Source organism: Marinobacter xiaoshiensis, from assembly GCF_031631795.1.
GTDB classification, from domain to species: Bacteria; Pseudomonadota; Gammaproteobacteria; order Pseudomonadales; family Oleiphilaceae; genus Marinobacter; species Marinobacter xiaoshiensis.
In genome coordinates this window covers 117,636-135,464 of the sequence record NZ_JAVMBO010000014.1, presented here as the reverse complement: position 1 = coordinate 135,464, position 17,829 = coordinate 117,636, and the positions used below count along the sequence as shown (strand labels likewise).

The following is a 17,829-nucleotide window of genomic DNA, read 5'->3' as shown; positions in this document are numbered from 1 at the left end:
GGCCGATATGACAAAAATTAAAACCCGGGATCGAATACTTAACACCAGCCTGTCGTTATTCAACAGTCTGGGTGAGCCTAACGTAACTACGTTGTTGATCTCGGATGAGCTGGATATCAGCCCCGGCAACCTGTATTACCACTTCAAAAGTAAGGGCGACATTGTAGAAGAGCTGTTTTCTGCCTATGAATCCGAAGTGCTGGATTTGCTTTCTGTTCCCGAAGACGTAGATATCAGCCTGGATCAACAGAGTTTTTTCTTGCACATTTTATTTGAGGCAGTGGCAAGGTACCGGTTTCTGTACCAGGATCTGGTGAATGTATTGTCCCGTTACGATCGCTTGCAACTGCGATTCAAACGGATTCTTAAAAAGAAGACCGGGGCATTCCGTAGCATCTGCCAAAGCTTACGGAACCAAAACATGATGAGCATTGAGGATGATGACCTGGACTCTCTGTGCGAGCAGCTCACCCTTACCGCCTGTTACTGGAGTGCATATGACACTCTATCCCATCTTGACGACCGGGAATCGGTAGATCCCGGTCGCGGCGTCTATCAGATGATGCACCTTATGCTGCCCTACTTCGTCCCCGATGTTCAGGAGCACGCGAAACTGATCAGCCAGGAATACCTGGTGTAATCTCCCTTTATTCTTCTTCGTCTGCGCGGTGGCCGTCCCGCAGCATCGACAGTTCCGCTTCCAGAGCTTCAATCCTGTGTTCCAGGGCAGCTATATCTTCACTGCGATGAATGCCCAGCCTGCGCAAGGCGCCCGAAACGCGCTCATCAAAAAGATGTTCAAGCCTGTCCCAGGTGCCGGTTGCCCGCTCGCGAACACCCTCAACCCGATCTTCCACGGAGCGAATTTGTTTCTCGACAGCTCCCCGGGTCTTATTCTCCAACTGTTCGCCTTCCTGGACGAGACGATCAAAGAAGCGACCGGTGTCTTCCTCAGCTTTCGTATAGGCCCCAAGACCAGCCAGCCAGATCTGCCGTGCTGAATCCTTTATTTTTGCAGCAAGTTGCGGATCATTTTCCGGCTTCTTGTCGTTCTCATCAGACATGTAACAACCTCAGGGAAGGGATAGTTCGCTTGGCGCTTATTATATTACAGCTGGCAGGCAATTTCAGTCGGGCTGAGAGCCGCTTTGCAACAGGCCGCAGTATAAGAGTGGGATTTATATGCAAAAATGTTCCCATGCAAGAGTGCCTCAAGCTTGAAGTGTTCATAATATAGACAATACTTGCTTATACCGGAGTCCCTGCTGACGCCGGTTTGTCTGGAAGTCTTTCATGGATACTACTCGCACACTTCTGCCTGGCATTCCCGCCGGGCTTTTTTTTGGTATGATTGCTTCCGGTTATAAGCTTATTCCTATTCCATCTTTGGAATCTGCTTAGCACTGGAAGGCAATTAGAATACCTTAACTGAAATCGTGCGTTATAGGAGTTACTGAATGATTGACATAGCCTGGAGTAGTTTTACTCCCTGGTCGGCTCTGGTTGGTGGCGTATTGGTCGGCCTCGCTGCTGCCAGTTTTCTTCTTTTAAACGGCAGGGTTGCCGGAATCAGTGGAATACTTGGAGGTTTGCTGTCTCCATCATCCGGTGACACTAGCTGGCGCATAGCCTTTCTCGCCGGTCTTATCGGTGCACCGGCTATATGGGTGCTTTCTGCGGAACTGCCGCCCATTGAGATAGAGGCCGGATACCCAGCGCTTATAATTGCAGGGCTCCTTGTGGGCGTGGGCACACGGTATGGCTCGGGTTGTACAAGTGGTCATGGGGTTTGCGGGCTTTCAAGGCTGTCGCCCAGATCATTAGCGGCAACGGTGAGCTTCATGTTCGCCGGGTTTTTGACTGTTTATATAATCCGACACGTATTGGGAGTGTAATTCATGAAATCTGCTTTGGCCTCGTTGTTCGCAGGCTTGCTGTTTGGTATTGGACTGATTGTTTCTGGCATGGCAAATCCGGAAAAAGTGTTAGGTTTCCTTGATATTGCGGGCCTTTGGGACCCCTCTCTTGCATTCGTGATGGGCGGCGCAGTTATCGTTGGGCTTTTTGCATTTGCGATTGCGCGAAAAAGAACCCTGTCGTTCCTTGGTTTCAGCATGAGGGTGCCGGGCCAGTCACATATAAATAAACGCCTGGTCATCGGCGGCTTGCTGTTCGGGGTTGGTTGGGGTATCGCCGGTATCTGCCCGGGCCCCGGGCTTGTAGGTGTGGGCGCGGGTGAAATCAAATCCGTTGTATTTGTAGCGTCCATGGTGGCTGGCATGGGCCTGTTCGAACTGATAGAGCGCATGCGAGCGGGCAAGCCCGCCCAAGGTTGGAGCACGACGGCCCAAGAGTGAGCCGACTGACCGCCTATCATTCTGACAGACGCCATCACCTATGAGATGATGGCGTCGTTTTTTACCGAATCCGGAGACTAACCCCCATGGATATCCGAAAGATTGACGACACAATTTCTGTCGCTCCACAGATTACGTACGGCGATGTGGCAGAAGCCGCCAGGCTTGGTTTCAAGACACTGGTTGCCAACCGTCCAGACAGGGAGGAATTTGGACAGCCGGCTATGGCTGATCTCGAGGCCGCCGCATTGGAAAATGGCATGACTTGGGTTTACATGCCAGTGGCATCGGGGAACATCACTGACGCCGATGTGGATCATTTTGGGGCAATGATCCAGAATTCCGAAAAGCCCGTATTGGCTTTCTGCAGAAGCGGAACCCGTTGTACTGTGCTCTGGGCTTTGAATGCTGCTCGCAGTGTTAACGCCGAGGAAATTTTCACAAAAGCGCGAGGCGCCGGATACGACATCAGTGGTCTGGCCCCTCGCATGGCGCAGCAAGCTCGCAGCCAGTAAATAGTCTTTCGTATTTTCGATCAACGCTCAGGATTCACCTCCCCATGCAATACAAAGGTTCAGAGAACTTCCGGCACAACCAGCCGGAACGGATTGGTGTACTGGTAACCAACCTGGGCACTCCAGATGCCCCAACCCCCTCAGCTTTAAGGCGCTACCTGGGTGAGTTTTTGTCTGACCCCAGAGTAGTTGAGCTACCTCGCCCCCTCTGGTGGCTGATATTGCATGGCGTTATCCTTCGCATCCGCCCCAAGCGCAGCGCTGCGGCGTACGCCAGCGTGTGGCAACCTGAGGGCTCGCCACTACTGATTCATACAGCGAAGCAAGCCGAAGGCATTCAGGAGAGCCTGAGAAAGAAATACGGCAACGATGTGGTTGTAGGCTTTGCCATGCGCTACGGCAACCCTTCAATTCCACGGGTACTTGATGAAATGCAACAGCAAGGTGTCAGGAAACTTATAGTCCTGCCACTTTACCCGCAGTATTCCGCTTCGACATCTGCCTCTACATTCGACGCCATTGCAAAAGATTTCTCAAAGCGCCGTTGGATACCGGACCTTCGCTTTGTCTCTCACTACCCGGACTACTCGCCCTACATTGAGGCGATGGCGCGCCATATTGAAAACCACTGGGAAGAAAAAGGGCGCAACCAGAAACTGGTCCTCTCCTATCACGGAGTGCCCCTCAAATACCTTACGAAGGGCGACCCTTACCACTGCGAGTGCCACAAAACCTCAAGGCTTCTTGCGGAACGGCTTGGACTGGCGAAAGAAGACTATATAACCACTTTCCAGTCCCGCTTCGGTAGAGAGGAGTGGCTCAAGCCCTATACCGACGAGACGCTGAAGACTCTGCCAAGCCAGGGAGTAAAGTCTATAGACGTGTTTTGCCCCGGCTTTTCGTCTGACTGCCTGGAGACTATCGAAGAAATCGACGAAGAAAATCGCGAATACTTTATGGAGGCAGGCGGTGAAGGCTTCAGCTACATCACCGCCCTCAATGCGACACCCGGGCACATTGATGCTCTGGTGCAATTAATTGAAGAAAACCTCAAAGGCTGGCAGCTACCGGATAACCAGCCTGAAACGCTCATCGCCCGCAATCAACACGCAAATGAGCAAAAAAGCGCGATCTACCCTGGCCGGGAACTTTAAACCAAAGGCTCAGTAGCATTTACCGCTTCTGAGCCGATTTTGAAAATGGTATGAAGCACTGTACGCCCTATTCTTCCTCTTCATCCTTTTGGCGCTGTCCTGTGCCCGAAAGATCAGGCATGGCTTCACAGAAGGTGCACTCATCAATATCCACACTGGCACCACCCGTCTCAACATAGCGCACTCTGTGGCTGGCCTGGCCGCGGTTAGTAGAGACAGAAAACTTGCGATCGCGACGATCTACAGCGCCAGCCTCGTTCATGGTATCTACTTTATTGCCTGACATATCTACCTCCCGTGTGCACCCCTGAAATACAAAGCTCAGCGTCAAGGGGATAAGATGGGGCCGCTTCGTCCAGTTTAAAGCCTGGAATACCAAAGAGCATGCATCGGGGTGCCGGACCACAACTGACTTGTAAAAGTTAAAGCGAGCTATTGGGTGATGCGAGAAGTATTCTGGAGAGATTAAGCATATGATTTCATGGAAAAAATGGCGGTGGGCCAGACCTTAAAAAACCCGCATAACTAACTGATTCTAATAACAACTAATCAGAAATACCTCTCTAGAAACAAGCGCATACCCTGATTGCTTGTAACTCACGATAACACCCTGTAGCATCCAATGACAACCTTTTTTGTGCGCCAGGATGTGGGCCAATCGATGCCAAAGATTGCTAAAGAGCTTTCCCCTATCGAAGTAAAACGCCTTTCTTTTCGGGTAGATTCTGAAACCGGCGAACCGTTAGAAGTTCGTTATCCAGTTGGAGGTGTGTCCGGGCTTCTTCTCAAGATTACGACCACTGGCTCGAGGCAATGGATTCTAAGAACCAAAGTCGGAAAGAAACGACCAGATATTGGTCTTGGACCCTACCCTGAGATTTCGCTTGCACAGGCCCGAGACAAAGCCCGGGAAGTGAAAGAGAAGATCCGGAACGGGATAGACCCGCTGGAGGAAAAGCGAGCGCTAAAACGCTCCCTGCTGGCAGAGCAAATAAGCACCCTGACCTTTCAGAAGGCGATGGAAGAATACATCAGGATGAAGGCCAAGGAGTTCAGGAACCCCCGTCAGGAAACGCAGTGGACAAATAGCCTGACCACCTACGCCATCCCCCATCTAGGCGAATTGCCGGTTAGAGAGATTGACCTTCCCCACATCAAGCAAGTTCTTGATCCTATCTGGGAAACCAAAACTGAAACCGCCAACCGTGTTAGAGCCCGTATCGAGAACATTCTCGGCTGGTGCGCTATTCACGGATACCGCTCAAACGAGAACCCCGCCCGTTGGCAGGGCTATCTAGATGAGGTTTACCCCTCCCCGGAGAAGATCAAAAAGCGGGGGCATTTCGCAGCGCTGCCAGTGGATGAGATGCCAGAATTCATTAATGACCTTGGAAAGCGCACAGGAACAGCTGCCAGGGCCTTGGAGTTCCTGATTCTGACCGCCAGCCGCACTAATGAGGTTATCGGCGATAAACGGATAGGGAAAGCCGGTGTGACCTGGCAGGAAATCGACCTTGCCCGCAAAATCTGGACGGTACCGGCCAGTCGCATGAAATCCGAGAAGGAGCACCGCGTACCGCTTGCAGATTCCGCTATCAAGATTCTTGAGGGGATGGAAAAAGGCGCCCCAGACGACTTGATCTTTCCCGGCCCCAAGGGTGACTTACCATCAAACAACTTTCTAACCGCTCTGCTTAAACGAATGGATCGGAAAGTCACTGCTCACGGCTTCCGCTCAACCTTTAAGGACTGGGCCAGAGAGCGCACAGCCTACGCTGACGAGGTTTCAGAGCTTGCCCTTGCTCACGTTAACAGTGACGCTACACGCGCCGCCTACGCGCGCTCAGAGCTGATAGACAAACGCCGGCAACTGATGCAGGACTGGGAGCAGTATTGCTACCACGGCAAAGCGCAAGAAGTCGCGAAAGTCGTTTCTATCGGTGGAGGTAAAACATGATCAATTCTGAAATCGAAAAATGGATACAAGATTCTGCAAAGTACCTTCGAGAGAAGCAGTCCAGAGATGTAGAGTTTGAAGGCCGTGAACTGGGTGAAGGGCAATCACAAACACTCCGAGATGAAATAAAACTCAAGCTTGAGGTGGCCTGCCAGAAGGCCAAAGCATTGCAGGATGCACTTTATCCGCTCGTCATGCAGGCTCAAAATCTTCCGTTTAATGGAATGGAAAAGCATATCGCTGAGGCCAATGATGCTGCATGTAAAACTTGGGTGGCTTGCACTCTAGCCCTCAATGACACTTTGCCTCGACCACGAAGCAGGGCAATGCAATACCATCAGGCTGCAGCCCGTCTAGCTGTAGCTATGGACCGCGGTCGCGCTGCAAGAGGTATTACCAAGCGCATTATTGAGGAAAGTGGGTTGGGTGCTGATTACTCTGAGCAATCACTAGATAACTGGCTTCGAGAGGCTCGAAAGGATCCGATGACCTAAGACCCTAAATAGCACTCCGTTTTTTTCAACTGCTATTTGGTACGGCCAAAAACACTTACAAAAGCATCCTTGATCCCGTGTTACGCAGAATCACACGAGGTCAAACGATGAAACCTGAACAGAAAGAGAAGTACCTATCCGACAGGGAGCTTGCTTCCCGCTACGAAGTCTCCCGAGTCACGCCCTGGAGATGGGCAAAAAAAGGCGCGTTCCCCTCTCCCGTAAAATTAGGCCCCAACTGCACACGCTGGAAGCTCTCAGACATTCAAGCCTGGGAAGCTGGCAAGGAGTTGGCAGCATGAGACAGCATCAACAACCCCCAAAACGCAGCCCCGGCTGGTTCTCCAGCAACAACCAACAATTCCTTGCCCTCTCGCAAGTCCCCCAGGCGCTCAAGTTGACCGCTTCAGAGGTAGCTGATGCTGCCGCACGGGGTGAACTTGAAATAGTGCGTATAAGCGGCTGCAAGGCCGTTGCTCTGAGTGAGCTTTATCGATTCATAGATAAACGGGGGGAGCAGAAATGAAAAAGACGCCGGCCACCACAACCAAACGTCTTTCATCTCCCCGTCAGTATAGAGCCCTCTTACTGTTGATGAAAGGGCCCCGCTCTGTCCGGGAATTGTTCGACAAAATACCCTGCAATGGCGTCCCACAACTTATTTCGACGTTACGCGATAAGGGGCTGGAGATCGACACAGACGAGCGCAAAACGTTGGATCGAAATGGAAAGCCCGTTACCTACTGCGTTTACGTTCTGAGCCCTAAATCTCAAGGACTAGCTTTAAGGCTACTTGCAGATTGCGCGGGGTGAGCTCATGGCAATGGATAGACGCGCGAAACTGACCGGGAAAGGCGCTCCAGCGCCCTTTCTCCAGCTGCCCAAGCACGTTTTGAGCAGTGAAGCATACCGGAGTCTAAGCGGCTGGGAAGTCAAATTGCTGGTGGATATAGCATCACAATTCACTGGCAAGAATAACGGCGATTTGGGCGCATCCTGGACAGTAATGGCGGTCAGGGGGTGGAACTCCCCCGGCACACTAAACAAGGCGCTTAAAGGACTCCTGAGAGCTGGTCTAATCCAGGAGACACGCAGCGGTGGTCGTCATCGTTGCACCCTTTACGCCGTGACCTGGCGAGGCATAGACGAATGCAAGGGCAAACTGGAAGTGAACCCAACAGTCGCACCAAGCAACCTATTCCAGAATTTCAAAAGCGAGGCCGCATGAAAATTAAAATCGGTAGTCGCTATGTGTATCAATCTAGTCATATATCGATCACACCAGACCTGAAACGGGCTGATTACCCCCCTAATGTAGTCACTATGTGTATCAGTCAGGCCGTTTTTTGGCTTTTCTGTAGTCACTATGTGTACACCTTTATAATTTACCATGGGTACTCTTCTACGAATGACCGAAGGGAAGAAGGCAACGGCCCCAAACGCGCCACGCCTTCGGAGGTCGAGCCATGAACCTCTCACCGATAGACGCCACTCTGAATGTAATTGAATGCCTGGAAAGGAAACAGGAGCTTTCAGAGGATCTTGTTATCTGGCTGCTGTCCGGCCTCCAGCGCTACCGCTCCGGCTATGACAAAACACTTGATGATGCTCTCGGCTTATCTGTTGGCCCTGGACGGGCCCACGAACGGCTACCCGCTGTCTGGCGCAAACGAGAGCGCAACCGATTAATCCGCGAGATTGCTACAAGGCTTAAAAGCGAGGTCAACAAAACGTTGGCAGCTCAAATTATTGCCTATGCCATGAATACCGCTGTGCCTAATGTGGATGAGCGGGAAACAACCATTCTCTTATGCAAACTCCGAGTTATCTGTATCAACCAAAAAGGTGATTCAACCCTAGCCCTTGGCTGGAAGCGAACACTTGAAATTATGAATGGGGACGGCTGCTACTAGCGTCCCAAATTCCGACGAAACCCGCAGTATTTCAGACACTTCCCCTTATCGGTAGTCTGGTTCCAAGTCATCAAAGGAGCCAGACTCATGACCCAAAAAATCAAAGCATTATTGGCCGATAACGAGGTTTACCTCTACGGCTCTATCGGTGAAGGCGGCATCACTGCGAAAGCCTTTATCGACACCCTCAAGACCCTGAACACCGCCAGCACGGTAAACGTGCGCATCAACTCCGAAGGTGGAGACGTTGCACATGCCCTCGCAATCTACAACGCCCTGAACGAGCTAAACGATGTCGTTTGCTACATAGACGGACTGGCAGCAAGTGCGGCCTCTGTTGTGGCTATGGCAGGAAGAACCCGAATGGCAGAGAACGCCATCATGATGATTCATCGGCCTTGGTCCGGTGCGGTTGGGGACTCTGACGCCATGCGAAAGACTGGCGAGATTCTAGATAAGTTCCAGCCAACCCTGGTGAATGCCTACGCGAAAAAGACCGGAATCAGCAACGACAAGCTTGACGAAATGTTAGCAGCTGAAACCTGGCTGACCGCTGCTGAAGCCTTCGAGCTTGGGTTCGTGGATGAAGTCATTCAAGCAATGGCAATTGCGGCCTCTGCTGACCTCTCCGCTTATGACCAAGTGCCGGAGCATATCGCCAAGATCAACAACAGAGCCCGCGCCAACTTCCAGGAGATTCAGAACATTGTGGATCTGTACAAGGGGCAAAGCGTGATGGAAAACGTCACCGCTGAAAGCCTAATGGCTTCCGGCAAAACCACACCCGAAGCAGTACGCGCCCACCTAATGACCGAATTGGGCAAGCATCACAGACCATCATCCGGAGTATTTACCATGGATCAGAACGAACAGATTAAGAGCTTTATGAACGCAGCCTCCGACGCGCTGCTAATCCGAAATAACGTACCCGTGAAAAACGCTTCCGAAGGTGCCAAGGAGCTTACCGGCCTAACCGTCATGGGCATGGCTGAGAAGTTGCTGAACATGACCGGCAAATCCACCATGATGATGAGCAAGCGCCAGATTCTTGATACAGCGTTCGCCATGCATTCAACCTCAGATTTTGGAAAGCTGCTAGGCAACACCGCCGGCAAGTCACTGCGAACGGCTTACGAAGAAGAATACGGAAGCCATGAGATCTGGACGGGATCGGTGGAGGTTCCCGACTTCAAAGAGCAGAGCCTGGTGCAACTGAGCGAAGCCCCGGACCTCGACAAAATTGCCGAGGGTGCTGAATACAAATACGGAACTTTCTCAGACGGTGGAATGACCTTCAGCATCGACAAGTACGGCAAGATGTTCAGCCTGACCTACGAAGCGATGATTAACGACGACCTGCAAGCATTTACCAGGCTCCCGCAGGCTTTCGGCAAAAGCGCCAAGCGCAAAGAAGCCGACCTGGTGTACTCAGTGCTAACCGGAAACCCAACGCTAAACGATGGTAAGGCCCTGTTCCATAGCTCACACGGCAACCTCGTTACAGGTGTAACCGGCCTCACAGTCACCAGCTTGTCAGAACCCCGCGCCAAGATGCGGAAACAGAAAGGCTTGAATAGTTCAGCGCCGATAAACGTCGTTCCCCGCTTCTTGATTGTCCCGGCCTCACAGGAAACAACCGCAGAGCAGTTGCTAGCCTCAGTCGTCGATCCTTCAAAGAGCAACGACACAACGAACCCTGATTTTATTCGCGGCCTAACCCTGGTGGTAGATTCCCGCCTCGATGCGGTATCAGAGAAAGACTGCTACTTAGCAGCCAGCCCCGACCAGGTGGACACCATCACCCGCGCATACTTGGCGAATACCCCCCGCCCGTACTACGAGATGCGCCAAGGGTGGGAAGTGGACGGAGTGCAGGTTAAAGCCCGCCTAGAGTTTGCCGCGGTGCCGGTGGACTACCGAGGCCTTGTAAAGCTGCAGTTCGCATAAAGGAGAAAGGTTATGGCTGACAAGCAAAAGACAATTGAAATAATCTTTGGTGGCGTCGATAAAACAGGCAGCGCTATCAGCTCTGTTGGCCGTAACCTTGAGTCTTTAACCGGCAAGGTCGGGGATCTTACGGGGCCACTTGCGGGCGTTGCTGACAGCGTTCTGAAGCTCGATGCTGCATTAGCTGCTGCCGCCATTGGCGTGACCGCTTACGCCGTAAAGATAGCGGATGATTTCGATACGGCTTTCGGTGAGATTGCTACTCTTATCGGCCAGCCAGCCGACAACCTGAGAGATTTTCAGGCTCAGATTCTCCAGTATTCCAACACCTCAACAGCCTCGCTCGACCAGATAACAAGCGCTACCTATGGCGCTATCTCTGCTGGCGTTGATTACAGCAATTCGCTGGGACTGATTGCGGCGGCAGAACGGCTTTCCATAGCGGGCAAGGCGGATCTTGGCGACACAACCGCTGCACTGGTTAGCACCATGAACGCCTTTGGCGCGAGCGCTGACGAGGCAGGCGCGTATGCCGATACGTTCTTCACGGCGGTTAAGCTTGGCCAGACCACCATACCGGAGTTGTCTGCAACTATGGGTAGGCTTGCGCCTATCGCATCGGCTGCAGGGCTTGGTTTTGACGAGATGGCCGCAGCTATCGCAACTATTACAGCCGAAACGGGCACAAGCACCGCCGAAGCTATCACCGGTATTCGCGCCGCAATAACTTCGCTCCTGAAGCCTTCCAGCGAAGCCCGCGACGTTGCCGCTGATCTAGGGATAGAGTTCAACGCTGCAGCGCTCAAAAGCAAGGGTTTTGCCGGTATTCTGGATGAGGTAGCCAAAGCCACAGGCGGCAACACCGAAATCATCGCCAAGCTATTTGGATCGGTTGAAGCGCTTGCCCCCGTACTCGCGTTGACAGGCAACGCCTCCGAGAAGTTTGGCGATAACCTGAAAGCGTTTGAAACCAACGCTGGAGCGGCTGAGATTGCCTCACGCGAGCTAACGGACACGCTCGGAAACCTTGGGCAAACACTGCAAAACAACGTGTCTTCTGCGCTCATTGGCGTTGGCGGCAAGCTGACCGACGAGACTCGCGGCGTTGTCAAATCCATGACGAGTATTTTTAACTCGCTGGGTAATGAGATCACCCTGAGTGATGGCGCATTTGCGCCCATCCTGAATGCTATGGAGGGGCTTGCTCAGGATATTGATTCAAGGATCAAGGTCATTGCAGAGAACTTCCCTGAAGCGCTCTCAAACCTAGATATGACCGGCCTACTGGATGCGTTCGGTTATCTTGGAAATGAGCTTGGCGGGCTATTTAAAAACCTGTTTGGCGAAGTTGATCTAAGCAGCGCCAAAGGGCTTGAGGACGTTCTGCAGCGAATTGTTGACGCATTCACAGCGCTGGTGAACGTATCTGCGGGCATCATTGACGGTCTGAAACCTCTGTTTGCTCTGATTGGCGAGGGCATTGACCGATTCCAGGATCTTGACGAGGCCACAAAGCGCAGCATTGGCGAAATGCTCGGGCTTGCGAAAACCATCAACACGTTGCTGCCTGCAGTCGGGGCGCTTGGCTCAGGGCTTGATTCGATTGGCACCGGCCTTACTGCATTGGCGGGCGCACAAGGATTCAAGGCACTAATCGGCAACCTTGGCGCGGTTCAATCGGTTGCGGCAGGTGCGGGCAAGTTCGGGCTGGTTGGAGCGGCGCTACTTGGTGCGGGCGCGGCAGGCTATGGTATTGGCACCATCATCAACGACACCATCATCAAGCCACTTGAGGACGCTCTTGGCGGCACGCTTGGCGGTGCGATCTATGATCTATTGCACTCCGACGAGATTGCCATTGCTCAGGCGCAGTGGGAAGGCTACGCATCAGAGTTGAGGCGATCTGCCAAAGACTCTGCAGACCTTAAAGAAATCAATGAGATTCTAAATCGCTCGCTTGGCGAAACCGCAGTTGCCACCGAAGAGCAGCAGTCAGCTTGGCAAAAATACGCCAACGAGTTGGTTGAGGCAGCTAATTCCGGCGAGGCCGTCGCGAGCAGTCAAGGCAAAGTGGCTGGCGCACTAGACGAAATGAGCAGGGTTGCCAGCGATGGCGGCGGCGCACTCGCCGGCGTGTCTCAAGCAACTCTTGAGCTTGCCAATAGCAACAAATCCCTGCAGCTCGGATATGACGAAACTACCGGAAAAGTGAACAGTTTCAGTGGGACCGTTATAGGCTCAGGCAAGGCGCTAGCTGACGCAGCGGAAAAAACAAAGGAAGTTGTCAGGCAGACTGAAGCCTATGAGCTCAAACTCCTGGAGTTGAACTCTAACGAGCGCATCAAACTCATCGACGCCAAGGTGTCGCTTGATATTGCAGAATTTGAAGCGAACACCAAGCGGGTTGAAGCCATTGCAGAAACCCTTGGGAAAACCTTTGAGAACACTGGTGACGTTATAACCTCCCTTTTTGGCGGGATTGATGATGCATATCGCATGACGCAGCTTGATATGGCCAGCCAGATAAAGAAGGAAAACGAATACCGCAAGCAGGCCCTCGACGACCAAAGCAAGCTGACACAGGCGCAAATTGACAACATTAGGCAGAAAACGCAGAACCTGAAGCGGGGCGATGCCCTCATAAAAGTTGATGGCGCTGGTCTGCAACCGCACTTGGAAGCCTTCATGTTTGAGATTCTGAGAGAAATTCAGGTCCGCGTGAATGCGGACGGTGAAGAAATGCTACTAGGCCTAAGTTAATACCTCCCGACTTCCTCTCGGGGGCGTTGGCTCTGGTACATGGCCCTGACAATGTACCCAAGGCAGCAACGAGGCTGCAGCCCCTTGGCATGGGTGGCTGGTGAAGGTAGGAGCACCCAACAAAACAGACCTGCAACCTTGTGCGTACCAGCCGAGGTAGATGTTGGCAGACCATCCAAAAAAAACTGCCCAACTTTGATCTACTCTTGAGATAATTAACTACCCCCTCCCCTCAAAGGAATCAAGAAATGACCAGCGAAGAATTCAGAGACCGGTTTCAACATCACCCTTTGGGTCATGTTCTCCAAAATATGGAAATAGCAGAAACCGAGATAGCACTCGAGAGGTATCTTGGAATGGCATTAGGGATGGTAATGGTGATGTGTCATCACGAACACATTACGAAAGAAGAGCAAGAATTCCTGATGGAAGCATCCAAGGGAAATGCAAAACGAAATTATGACCGCGTCATGAAAACCAACGCAGCAGCACCAGCAACTAGGCAATAGCAAAAAAGGTACTCCCAGAGGGGTTGGCCTCATGGGTGCGCAGAAGCGCGGTAATTCGCTTCATATCAGAATTTTAAAGCGCTGGTTGTTGTATAGATTGCCCTGGGCCAGACACGCTAAGTAGCTACTGGCTATAGATAATATAGTTTCGATAGTCTACAGCTACAACAACCGGCCAATAATCCAGAAACAAAAAGCCCGCACAATGGCGGGCCTGATTACTTTGTTAGCACTGCTTATTGATTCGTCTCTTTGCTCTCCAAGGTAGCCGCTTGAGCTTCTAGCAAGTCGGACAGCATAGACCTTGCAGCAAACACATCCTCTTCTCCGGCAACGAACAGGAGGTCATGCAGCGCTTGTTCAATGTCATCTCTGCATACCTGATGCAGCAGGCCTTGGGTTAGCGCCTGCACAATATCGCCTTTCTGGTACCGGAAGCTACACTTCTTGTCTGACAATCTTATAACGTTGCTCATACCTCACCCCCTTGGGTGTCTACGCGATGGGGCCTTCCTCGAATGGCTCTGCTCCTGCGTTAAGCGCTCGCATTCCGACAATAGCTAATGCTGCAATCTCGTCAGAAAAGCCGGATTCCGCGCCATATCCACCTATTTGCCAGCTAGGCGCATTCATTGCCGCCCGTATTGAGTTATATGCGTCATCCTCGTTGACTCGCTGCAAAGCGCAAACTTCCGCCGCCATTGCCTTGCCCATTTCGAACTCTATGTTCCATTGACCGTTTTGAACGGGTACCCTTTGCGGCGCCCAGTTAACCAGGCGTCGATATTCGCTTTCATCTCTTCTTGTAAAGCTAAGGTCGTCTCTACTTGCGATGCTGGCACCCTCGCTATCACGGGCATCATTGTGGCTATCCTGACTTGCCGCCGCTGCTTTCTTGTCGAGCTCAACACTTGAACCGTCTGCAATCAACTCTAATGCTGTCCGGTGTAGCTCTGCTTTCAGACCCTCGTCACTTGCACCTGCCAAAGAGAAGCAGGCACCGCTTGCATTGGCTACATGATCCCATGCCTTTTCTAGCATGGCGCCAAGCACGATGTCGGGTGAGTCTGCTTCCAGTAGGGTATTGAGGTATTCCGGCTTACGCATGAAATTCAGCAAAGCCTCCGCTTCAAACAGGCTGGTTTGAATAATGCTTAACTGGTCTGAGTATTTATTCATGGTCACGTCCCCTTCGTTTGCTGGCCCGATATTGGGCGAAAACAAGCGAATCAGGGATGTGGGCCTAGATGATGGCCGCTTTGAATCTTGGGAGGTAACTTGCTGTTTTGAAAGGGAAAATGGCGGTGGGCCAGGGATTCGAACCCCGGGAGGGCTACTAACCCTCGGCGGTTTTCAAGACCGCTGCATTCGGCCACTCTGCCAGCCCACCGTTTTTCCATTGCTGCCTAGCGACAGCGGAGTGCATGATACCGGAATTGTCTGTGCTGTCAACGCCCTGCACAAAACTCCATGCAAATTTGAACATTAACTGTGTTTAATGGAATCTCGGGACGACTTTCGTGTCGTAAATGATTGAAAGTTGAGAATTCGACATTATGATAGTGTGTAATTCTAGGTGATTGGCGCCTATCAGGCTTTGGGCCTGACGCCCGTAACCAACCAAGTTGCATTTAACCGGAGATCAGAATGCAAAACAGACAGTTCAACGCTCAGCAGAACCGCAATGGCATGATTGCCCGTGGGTCCGCTACCGCACCAATGAGTGCGTCAGCTACCAAGGTTTTGCGTAACACCTACACCCTGCTGGCAATGACGCTGGTATTCAGTGCTGTCATGGCAAGCGTATCCATGTCCATTGGCTTGAGCCAGGGCGCAAGCCTTGTGTGCAGCCTGGGCGCACTCGCTCTGATCTGGTTTGTACTCCCACGTACTGCGAACAGCTCAGCCGGCATTGCTGTAGTATTTGCCTTCACCGGCCTGCTGGGTCTGTCCCTTGGGCCGATCCTGTTCTACTACCTGCAGTTCCCAAGTGGCGGTGAGATCATCATGCAAGCCCTCGGCGGCACAGGTTTGGTGTTTTTCGCCCTGTCCGGCTATGTTCTCACTACCAAAAAAGACTTCAGCTTCATGCGTGGCATGCTCGTTGCCGGTCTGGTTGTGGTTCTGGTTGCCGCACTGGGTGCGATGATTGCATCCATGTTCGGGGTTGAAATATCAGCATTCAGCCTGGCCCTGAGCGCAGCAATTGTATTCCTGATGTCAGGCTTCATCCTGTACGACACCAGCCGTATCGTTAACGGTGGTGAAACAAACTACATCATGGCCACTACAGGACTGTACCTGAACATCTACAACCTGTTCGTGAGTCTGCTGCACCTTATTGGAGCTTTCTCCAACGACTAACCTCGGGGAAGCACTCCACGCAATTTGCAGTTAATGGAAACCCCGGCCTTTGCCGGGGTTTTTGCTATTGGTACACTGGCCCAACTTCAGGCGAGAACTGCACCCATGACTGCCACCACTGTTCAAAACTACACCTTGGTCATCACCGGAGCACCCTACTCTTCCCAAGCCCCGCAAACAGCGCTGCTGTTTGCAAAAGCTGCGGTAGCGGCTGGGCATACCGTGGATAGAGTCTTCCTTTATGGAGATGGCGTTCACCTTGCCTCCTCGCTCTCCTCACCCCCTTCGGACGAAACCCACTGGGCAGACCAATGGGGCAATTTTCTGAGTGATAACGATATACCTGGCGTCGCCTGCATTGCGTCGGCGTTAAGGCGCGGTCTGATAGATGAGTCAGAACAAAAGCGTTATGAGCTGCCCGCCAGCAACCTCCAGGAGCCGTTCATCATTGCCGGGCTTGGTGAGTGGGTAGAAGGCACTATGGCATCTTCACGGGTACTCTATTTCCACGCAGGCGACTGAGCATGAGCACGCTGATTGTTATTGATCAACCTCCTTACGGAGCCTGGGCGGGCCGCGAAGCCCTCGACATGGCTTTCTCACTTGCAGCTTTCGACCAACCAGTTGCATTGCTGTTTACAGGGGCTGGCGTTAACTGGCTGCGAAAGTCCCAGGAAACTATGGGGATTGAGCAAAAATCGGTAGAAAGGAATCTTTCCGCTGCGCCGGTTTTTGGTGTTGAAGCGATATATGCAGATGCAACAGCCTGCGCCCTGTACGGACTTGTACCGGACAGTATGGTGGCAGGTGTCGCCATAGCTGAAAGCAGTGCTGAGGTAATACGCCAACACTCACACACCGCCTTTGCAGGCTGACTCACACCAGGTCGGAACCCGTTATGGCCCAGATTCACACTCTCCATATTCTTAACAAGGCCCCCGAGCACCCGCGCTCAGGCGAATGCCTACGGTCCTTAAATCCCGGGGACGCACTTCTTCTTATTGAGAACGCGGTACTGGCACTTGCGACCCCAGGGGAGCTGACTGCTGGCATACCCGTTTATGCCCTGTCTCCAGACGTGTTAGCCCGCGGTCTTGCTCAGACTGCTCGAAAAGCTTCGCTTGTGGACTTCCCAGCCATGGTTGAGTTGACCGCACAGGCGCAAAAAGTAATAAGCTGGTAACCCATGACACAAAGAAGCATGCCCGAGAGGAACAACGAAGGATTTCTCGAAAATCCGAACGACTGGACGCCTGAGATTGCCGCTATAATTGCTGCAGACGACCAGATCGAGCTGAATGAAAACCACTTTGAAATCATAGAGTTTCTGAGATGTTTTTACAAAGAACACGAAATGTCACCGCCCTCAAACCGACTGTTTGTAAAGTCAGTGAAGGAGGCTTTGGGTGAGGATAAAGGTAACAGCATCTATCTCATGCAACTCTTTCCTGGCACCCCTGCCAAAACAGCTTGCCGGATAGCAGGTCTGCCCCGGCCGACAAATTGCCTCTAGGGTTTGCGTCGTTCCAGATCTGCTGCACTGCCAAGCAAGCTGCTGAGCCCGTTCTCGAAAATACCGGAGCCAAACTTGAGGAATTGTCGAGTAGACTCCTTGACGGTGCCATCCCAGGCGTTTTCGGGTAGCTCCCTCAGGGTTTCAGCCACACCAACCTTTACACCCTGAGCTACACGGGGCTCAATTTCGTCAGTCATAGCAACAATCTCCGCCACCTTACGATCAAGGTAAGGCCGAATCACAAGCAGCCAAAACCCCAGAAGCACTGAAAGAACAGCGGCAGCAGTAACAGCAAACTGTGCGACAAGCATTGCCCAGACAGGCATGGAGCTCTCCTTTAATT

24 protein-coding genes and 1 tRNA gene are annotated in these 17,829 nt (G+C 52.2%); 19 read left to right on the top strand and 6 right to left on the bottom strand.

The window, feature by feature from the left end; translation table 11 throughout:
• Window positions 1-7: 7 nt before the first annotated feature.
• A complete protein-coding gene (locus RKA07_RS10495; protein WP_200369543.1) occupies window positions 8-640 on the top strand; it encodes a TetR/AcrR family transcriptional regulator in 633 nt (210 codons plus the stop codon).
• 7 nt (window positions 641-647) lie between these two features.
• On the opposite strand, the gene RKA07_RS10490 is transcribed toward RKA07_RS10495, so the two are convergent.
• Window positions 648-1,064, bottom strand: a complete 417-nt coding sequence (locus RKA07_RS10490) for a phasin family protein (RefSeq protein ID WP_200369542.1) — start codon at window positions 1,062-1,064, stop codon at window positions 648-650.
• 393 nt (window positions 1,065-1,457) lie between these two features.
• On the opposite strand from RKA07_RS10490, the gene RKA07_RS10485 reads away from it, so the two are divergent.
• From RKA07_RS10485 to hemH, 4 genes are all read left to right on the top strand, one after another.
• Entirely contained in the window at window positions 1,458-1,895 is a 438-nt protein-coding gene (locus RKA07_RS10485; protein WP_200369541.1) for a YeeE/YedE family protein, read from the top strand.
• A gap of 3 nt (window positions 1,896-1,898) precedes the next feature.
• Window positions 1,899-2,357, top strand: a complete 459-nt coding sequence (locus RKA07_RS10480) for a DUF6691 family protein (protein ID WP_200200731.1) — start codon at window positions 1,899-1,901, stop codon at window positions 2,355-2,357.
• A gap of 86 nt (window positions 2,358-2,443) precedes the next feature.
• Entirely contained in the window at window positions 2,444-2,872 is a 429-nt protein-coding gene (locus RKA07_RS10475; protein WP_200200732.1) for a protein tyrosine phosphatase family protein, read from the top strand.
• 44 nt (window positions 2,873-2,916) lie between these two features.
• The gene (gene hemH / locus RKA07_RS10470) at window positions 2,917-4,026 is read left to right on the top strand and encodes a ferrochelatase (protein WP_200369539.1); all 1,110 of its coding nucleotides are present in this window, start codon (window positions 2,917-2,919) and stop codon (window positions 4,024-4,026) included.
• Between the two features lie 67 nt (window positions 4,027-4,093).
• On the opposite strand, the gene RKA07_RS10465 is transcribed toward hemH, so the two are convergent.
• Window positions 4,094-4,312 (bottom strand): hypothetical protein, encoded by a 219-nt coding sequence (locus tag RKA07_RS10465; RefSeq protein WP_200200734.1) that lies wholly within the window; start codon window positions 4,310-4,312, stop codon window positions 4,094-4,096.
• Window positions 4,313-4,687: 375 nt separating this feature from the next.
• Here RKA07_RS10465 and RKA07_RS10460 point away from each other — a divergent pair, with 375 nt between their 5' ends.
• The 9 genes from RKA07_RS10460 to RKA07_RS10420 all read left to right on the top strand — a co-directional run bounded on the left by RKA07_RS10460 (window position 4,688) and on the right by RKA07_RS10420 (window position 13,606).
• Window positions 4,688-5,983 carry a tyrosine-type recombinase/integrase gene (locus RKA07_RS10460; RefSeq protein ID WP_310966294.1) on the top strand — a complete coding sequence of 432 codons (1,296 nt, stop codon included), beginning with the start codon at window positions 4,688-4,690 and terminating at the stop codon, window positions 5,981-5,983.
• Window positions 5,980-6,477, top strand: a complete 498-nt coding sequence (locus tag RKA07_RS10455; RefSeq protein WP_310966293.1) for a hypothetical protein — start codon at window positions 5,980-5,982, stop codon at window positions 6,475-6,477. The genes RKA07_RS10460 and RKA07_RS10455 overlap by 4 nt, the downstream gene beginning before the upstream one ends.
• Window positions 6,478-6,584: 107 nt before the next feature.
• Window positions 6,585-6,779, top strand: coding sequence for a helix-turn-helix transcriptional regulator (locus tag RKA07_RS10450; RefSeq protein ID WP_310966292.1), 195 nt, complete (start codon window positions 6,585-6,587; stop codon window positions 6,777-6,779).
• Window positions 6,776-7,003 carry a hypothetical protein gene (locus RKA07_RS10445; RefSeq protein WP_310966291.1) on the top strand — a complete coding sequence of 76 codons (228 nt, stop codon included), beginning with the start codon at window positions 6,776-6,778 and terminating at the stop codon, window positions 7,001-7,003. The genes RKA07_RS10450 and RKA07_RS10445 overlap by 4 nt, the downstream gene beginning before the upstream one ends.
• 291 nt (window positions 7,004-7,294) lie before the next feature.
• Window positions 7,295-7,705: a hypothetical protein gene (locus RKA07_RS10440; protein WP_310966290.1), complete on the top strand. Its 411-nt coding sequence runs from the start codon at window positions 7,295-7,297 to the stop codon at window positions 7,703-7,705.
• Window positions 7,706-7,943: 238 nt separating this feature from the next.
• Window positions 7,944-8,390 (top strand): hypothetical protein, encoded by a 447-nt coding sequence (locus RKA07_RS10435; RefSeq protein ID WP_310966289.1) that lies wholly within the window; start codon window positions 7,944-7,946, stop codon window positions 8,388-8,390.
• 87 nt (window positions 8,391-8,477) lie between these two features.
• A complete protein-coding gene (locus RKA07_RS10430) occupies window positions 8,478-10,337 on the top strand; it encodes a head maturation protease, ClpP-related (protein WP_310966288.1) in 1,860 nt (619 codons plus the stop codon).
• A 12-nt stretch (window positions 10,338-10,349) separates the two neighbouring features.
• A complete protein-coding gene (locus RKA07_RS10425; protein ID WP_310966287.1) occupies window positions 10,350-13,097 on the top strand; it encodes a phage tail tape measure protein in 2,748 nt (915 codons plus the stop codon).
• Between the two features lie 248 nt (window positions 13,098-13,345).
• Window positions 13,346-13,606, top strand: a complete 261-nt coding sequence (locus RKA07_RS10420) for a hypothetical protein (RefSeq protein WP_310966286.1) — start codon at window positions 13,346-13,348, stop codon at window positions 13,604-13,606.
• A gap of 236 nt (window positions 13,607-13,842) precedes the next feature.
• Here RKA07_RS10420 and RKA07_RS10415 read toward each other — a convergent pair whose 3' ends face one another.
• From RKA07_RS10415 to RKA07_RS10405, 3 genes are all read right to left on the bottom strand, one after another.
• Window positions 13,843-14,082, bottom strand: a complete 240-nt coding sequence (locus tag RKA07_RS10415) for a hypothetical protein (RefSeq protein ID WP_310966285.1) — start codon at window positions 14,080-14,082, stop codon at window positions 13,843-13,845.
• Window positions 14,083-14,101: 19 nt separating this feature from the next.
• Complete coding sequence (locus RKA07_RS10410; RefSeq protein ID WP_310966284.1) at window positions 14,102-14,785, bottom strand: hypothetical protein; 684 nt, start codon at window positions 14,783-14,785, stop codon at window positions 14,102-14,104.
• A gap of 120 nt (window positions 14,786-14,905) precedes the next feature.
• Window positions 14,906-14,996 (bottom strand) — tRNA-Ser (locus RKA07_RS10405).
• 257 nt (window positions 14,997-15,253) lie between these two features.
• Between RKA07_RS10405 and RKA07_RS10400 the strand changes: the two genes are divergently transcribed.
• From RKA07_RS10400 to RKA07_RS10380, 5 genes are all read left to right on the top strand, one after another.
• Window positions 15,254-15,970, top strand: coding sequence for a Bax inhibitor-1/YccA family protein (locus RKA07_RS10400; RefSeq protein WP_200200735.1), 717 nt, complete (start codon window positions 15,254-15,256; stop codon window positions 15,968-15,970).
• 105 nt (window positions 15,971-16,075) lie between these two features.
• Complete coding sequence (gene tusD, locus RKA07_RS10395; protein ID WP_310966282.1) at window positions 16,076-16,492, top strand: sulfurtransferase complex subunit TusD; 417 nt, start codon at window positions 16,076-16,078, stop codon at window positions 16,490-16,492.
• A 2-nt stretch (window positions 16,493-16,494) separates the two neighbouring features.
• Window positions 16,495-16,845 carry a DsrE family protein gene (locus RKA07_RS10390; RefSeq protein WP_200200737.1) on the top strand — a complete coding sequence of 117 codons (351 nt, stop codon included), beginning with the start codon at window positions 16,495-16,497 and terminating at the stop codon, window positions 16,843-16,845.
• Between the two features lie 23 nt (window positions 16,846-16,868).
• Window positions 16,869-17,153, top strand: a complete 285-nt coding sequence (gene tusB, locus RKA07_RS10385) for a sulfurtransferase complex subunit TusB (protein ID WP_200369537.1) — start codon at window positions 16,869-16,871, stop codon at window positions 17,151-17,153.
• Between the two features lie 3 nt (window positions 17,154-17,156).
• On the top strand, window positions 17,157-17,483 hold the full coding sequence (locus RKA07_RS10380) for a TusE/DsrC/DsvC family sulfur relay protein (RefSeq protein ID WP_200369536.1): 327 nt from the start codon (window positions 17,157-17,159) through the stop codon (window positions 17,481-17,483).
• Here RKA07_RS10380 and RKA07_RS10375 read toward each other — a convergent pair.
• The gene (locus RKA07_RS10375) at window positions 17,480-17,812 is read right to left on the bottom strand and encodes a hypothetical protein (RefSeq protein WP_200200740.1); all 333 of its coding nucleotides are present in this window, start codon (window positions 17,810-17,812) and stop codon (window positions 17,480-17,482) included. The two genes, RKA07_RS10380 and RKA07_RS10375, sit on opposite strands and share 4 nt — an antisense overlap.
• Window positions 17,813-17,829 lie beyond the last annotated feature (17 nt).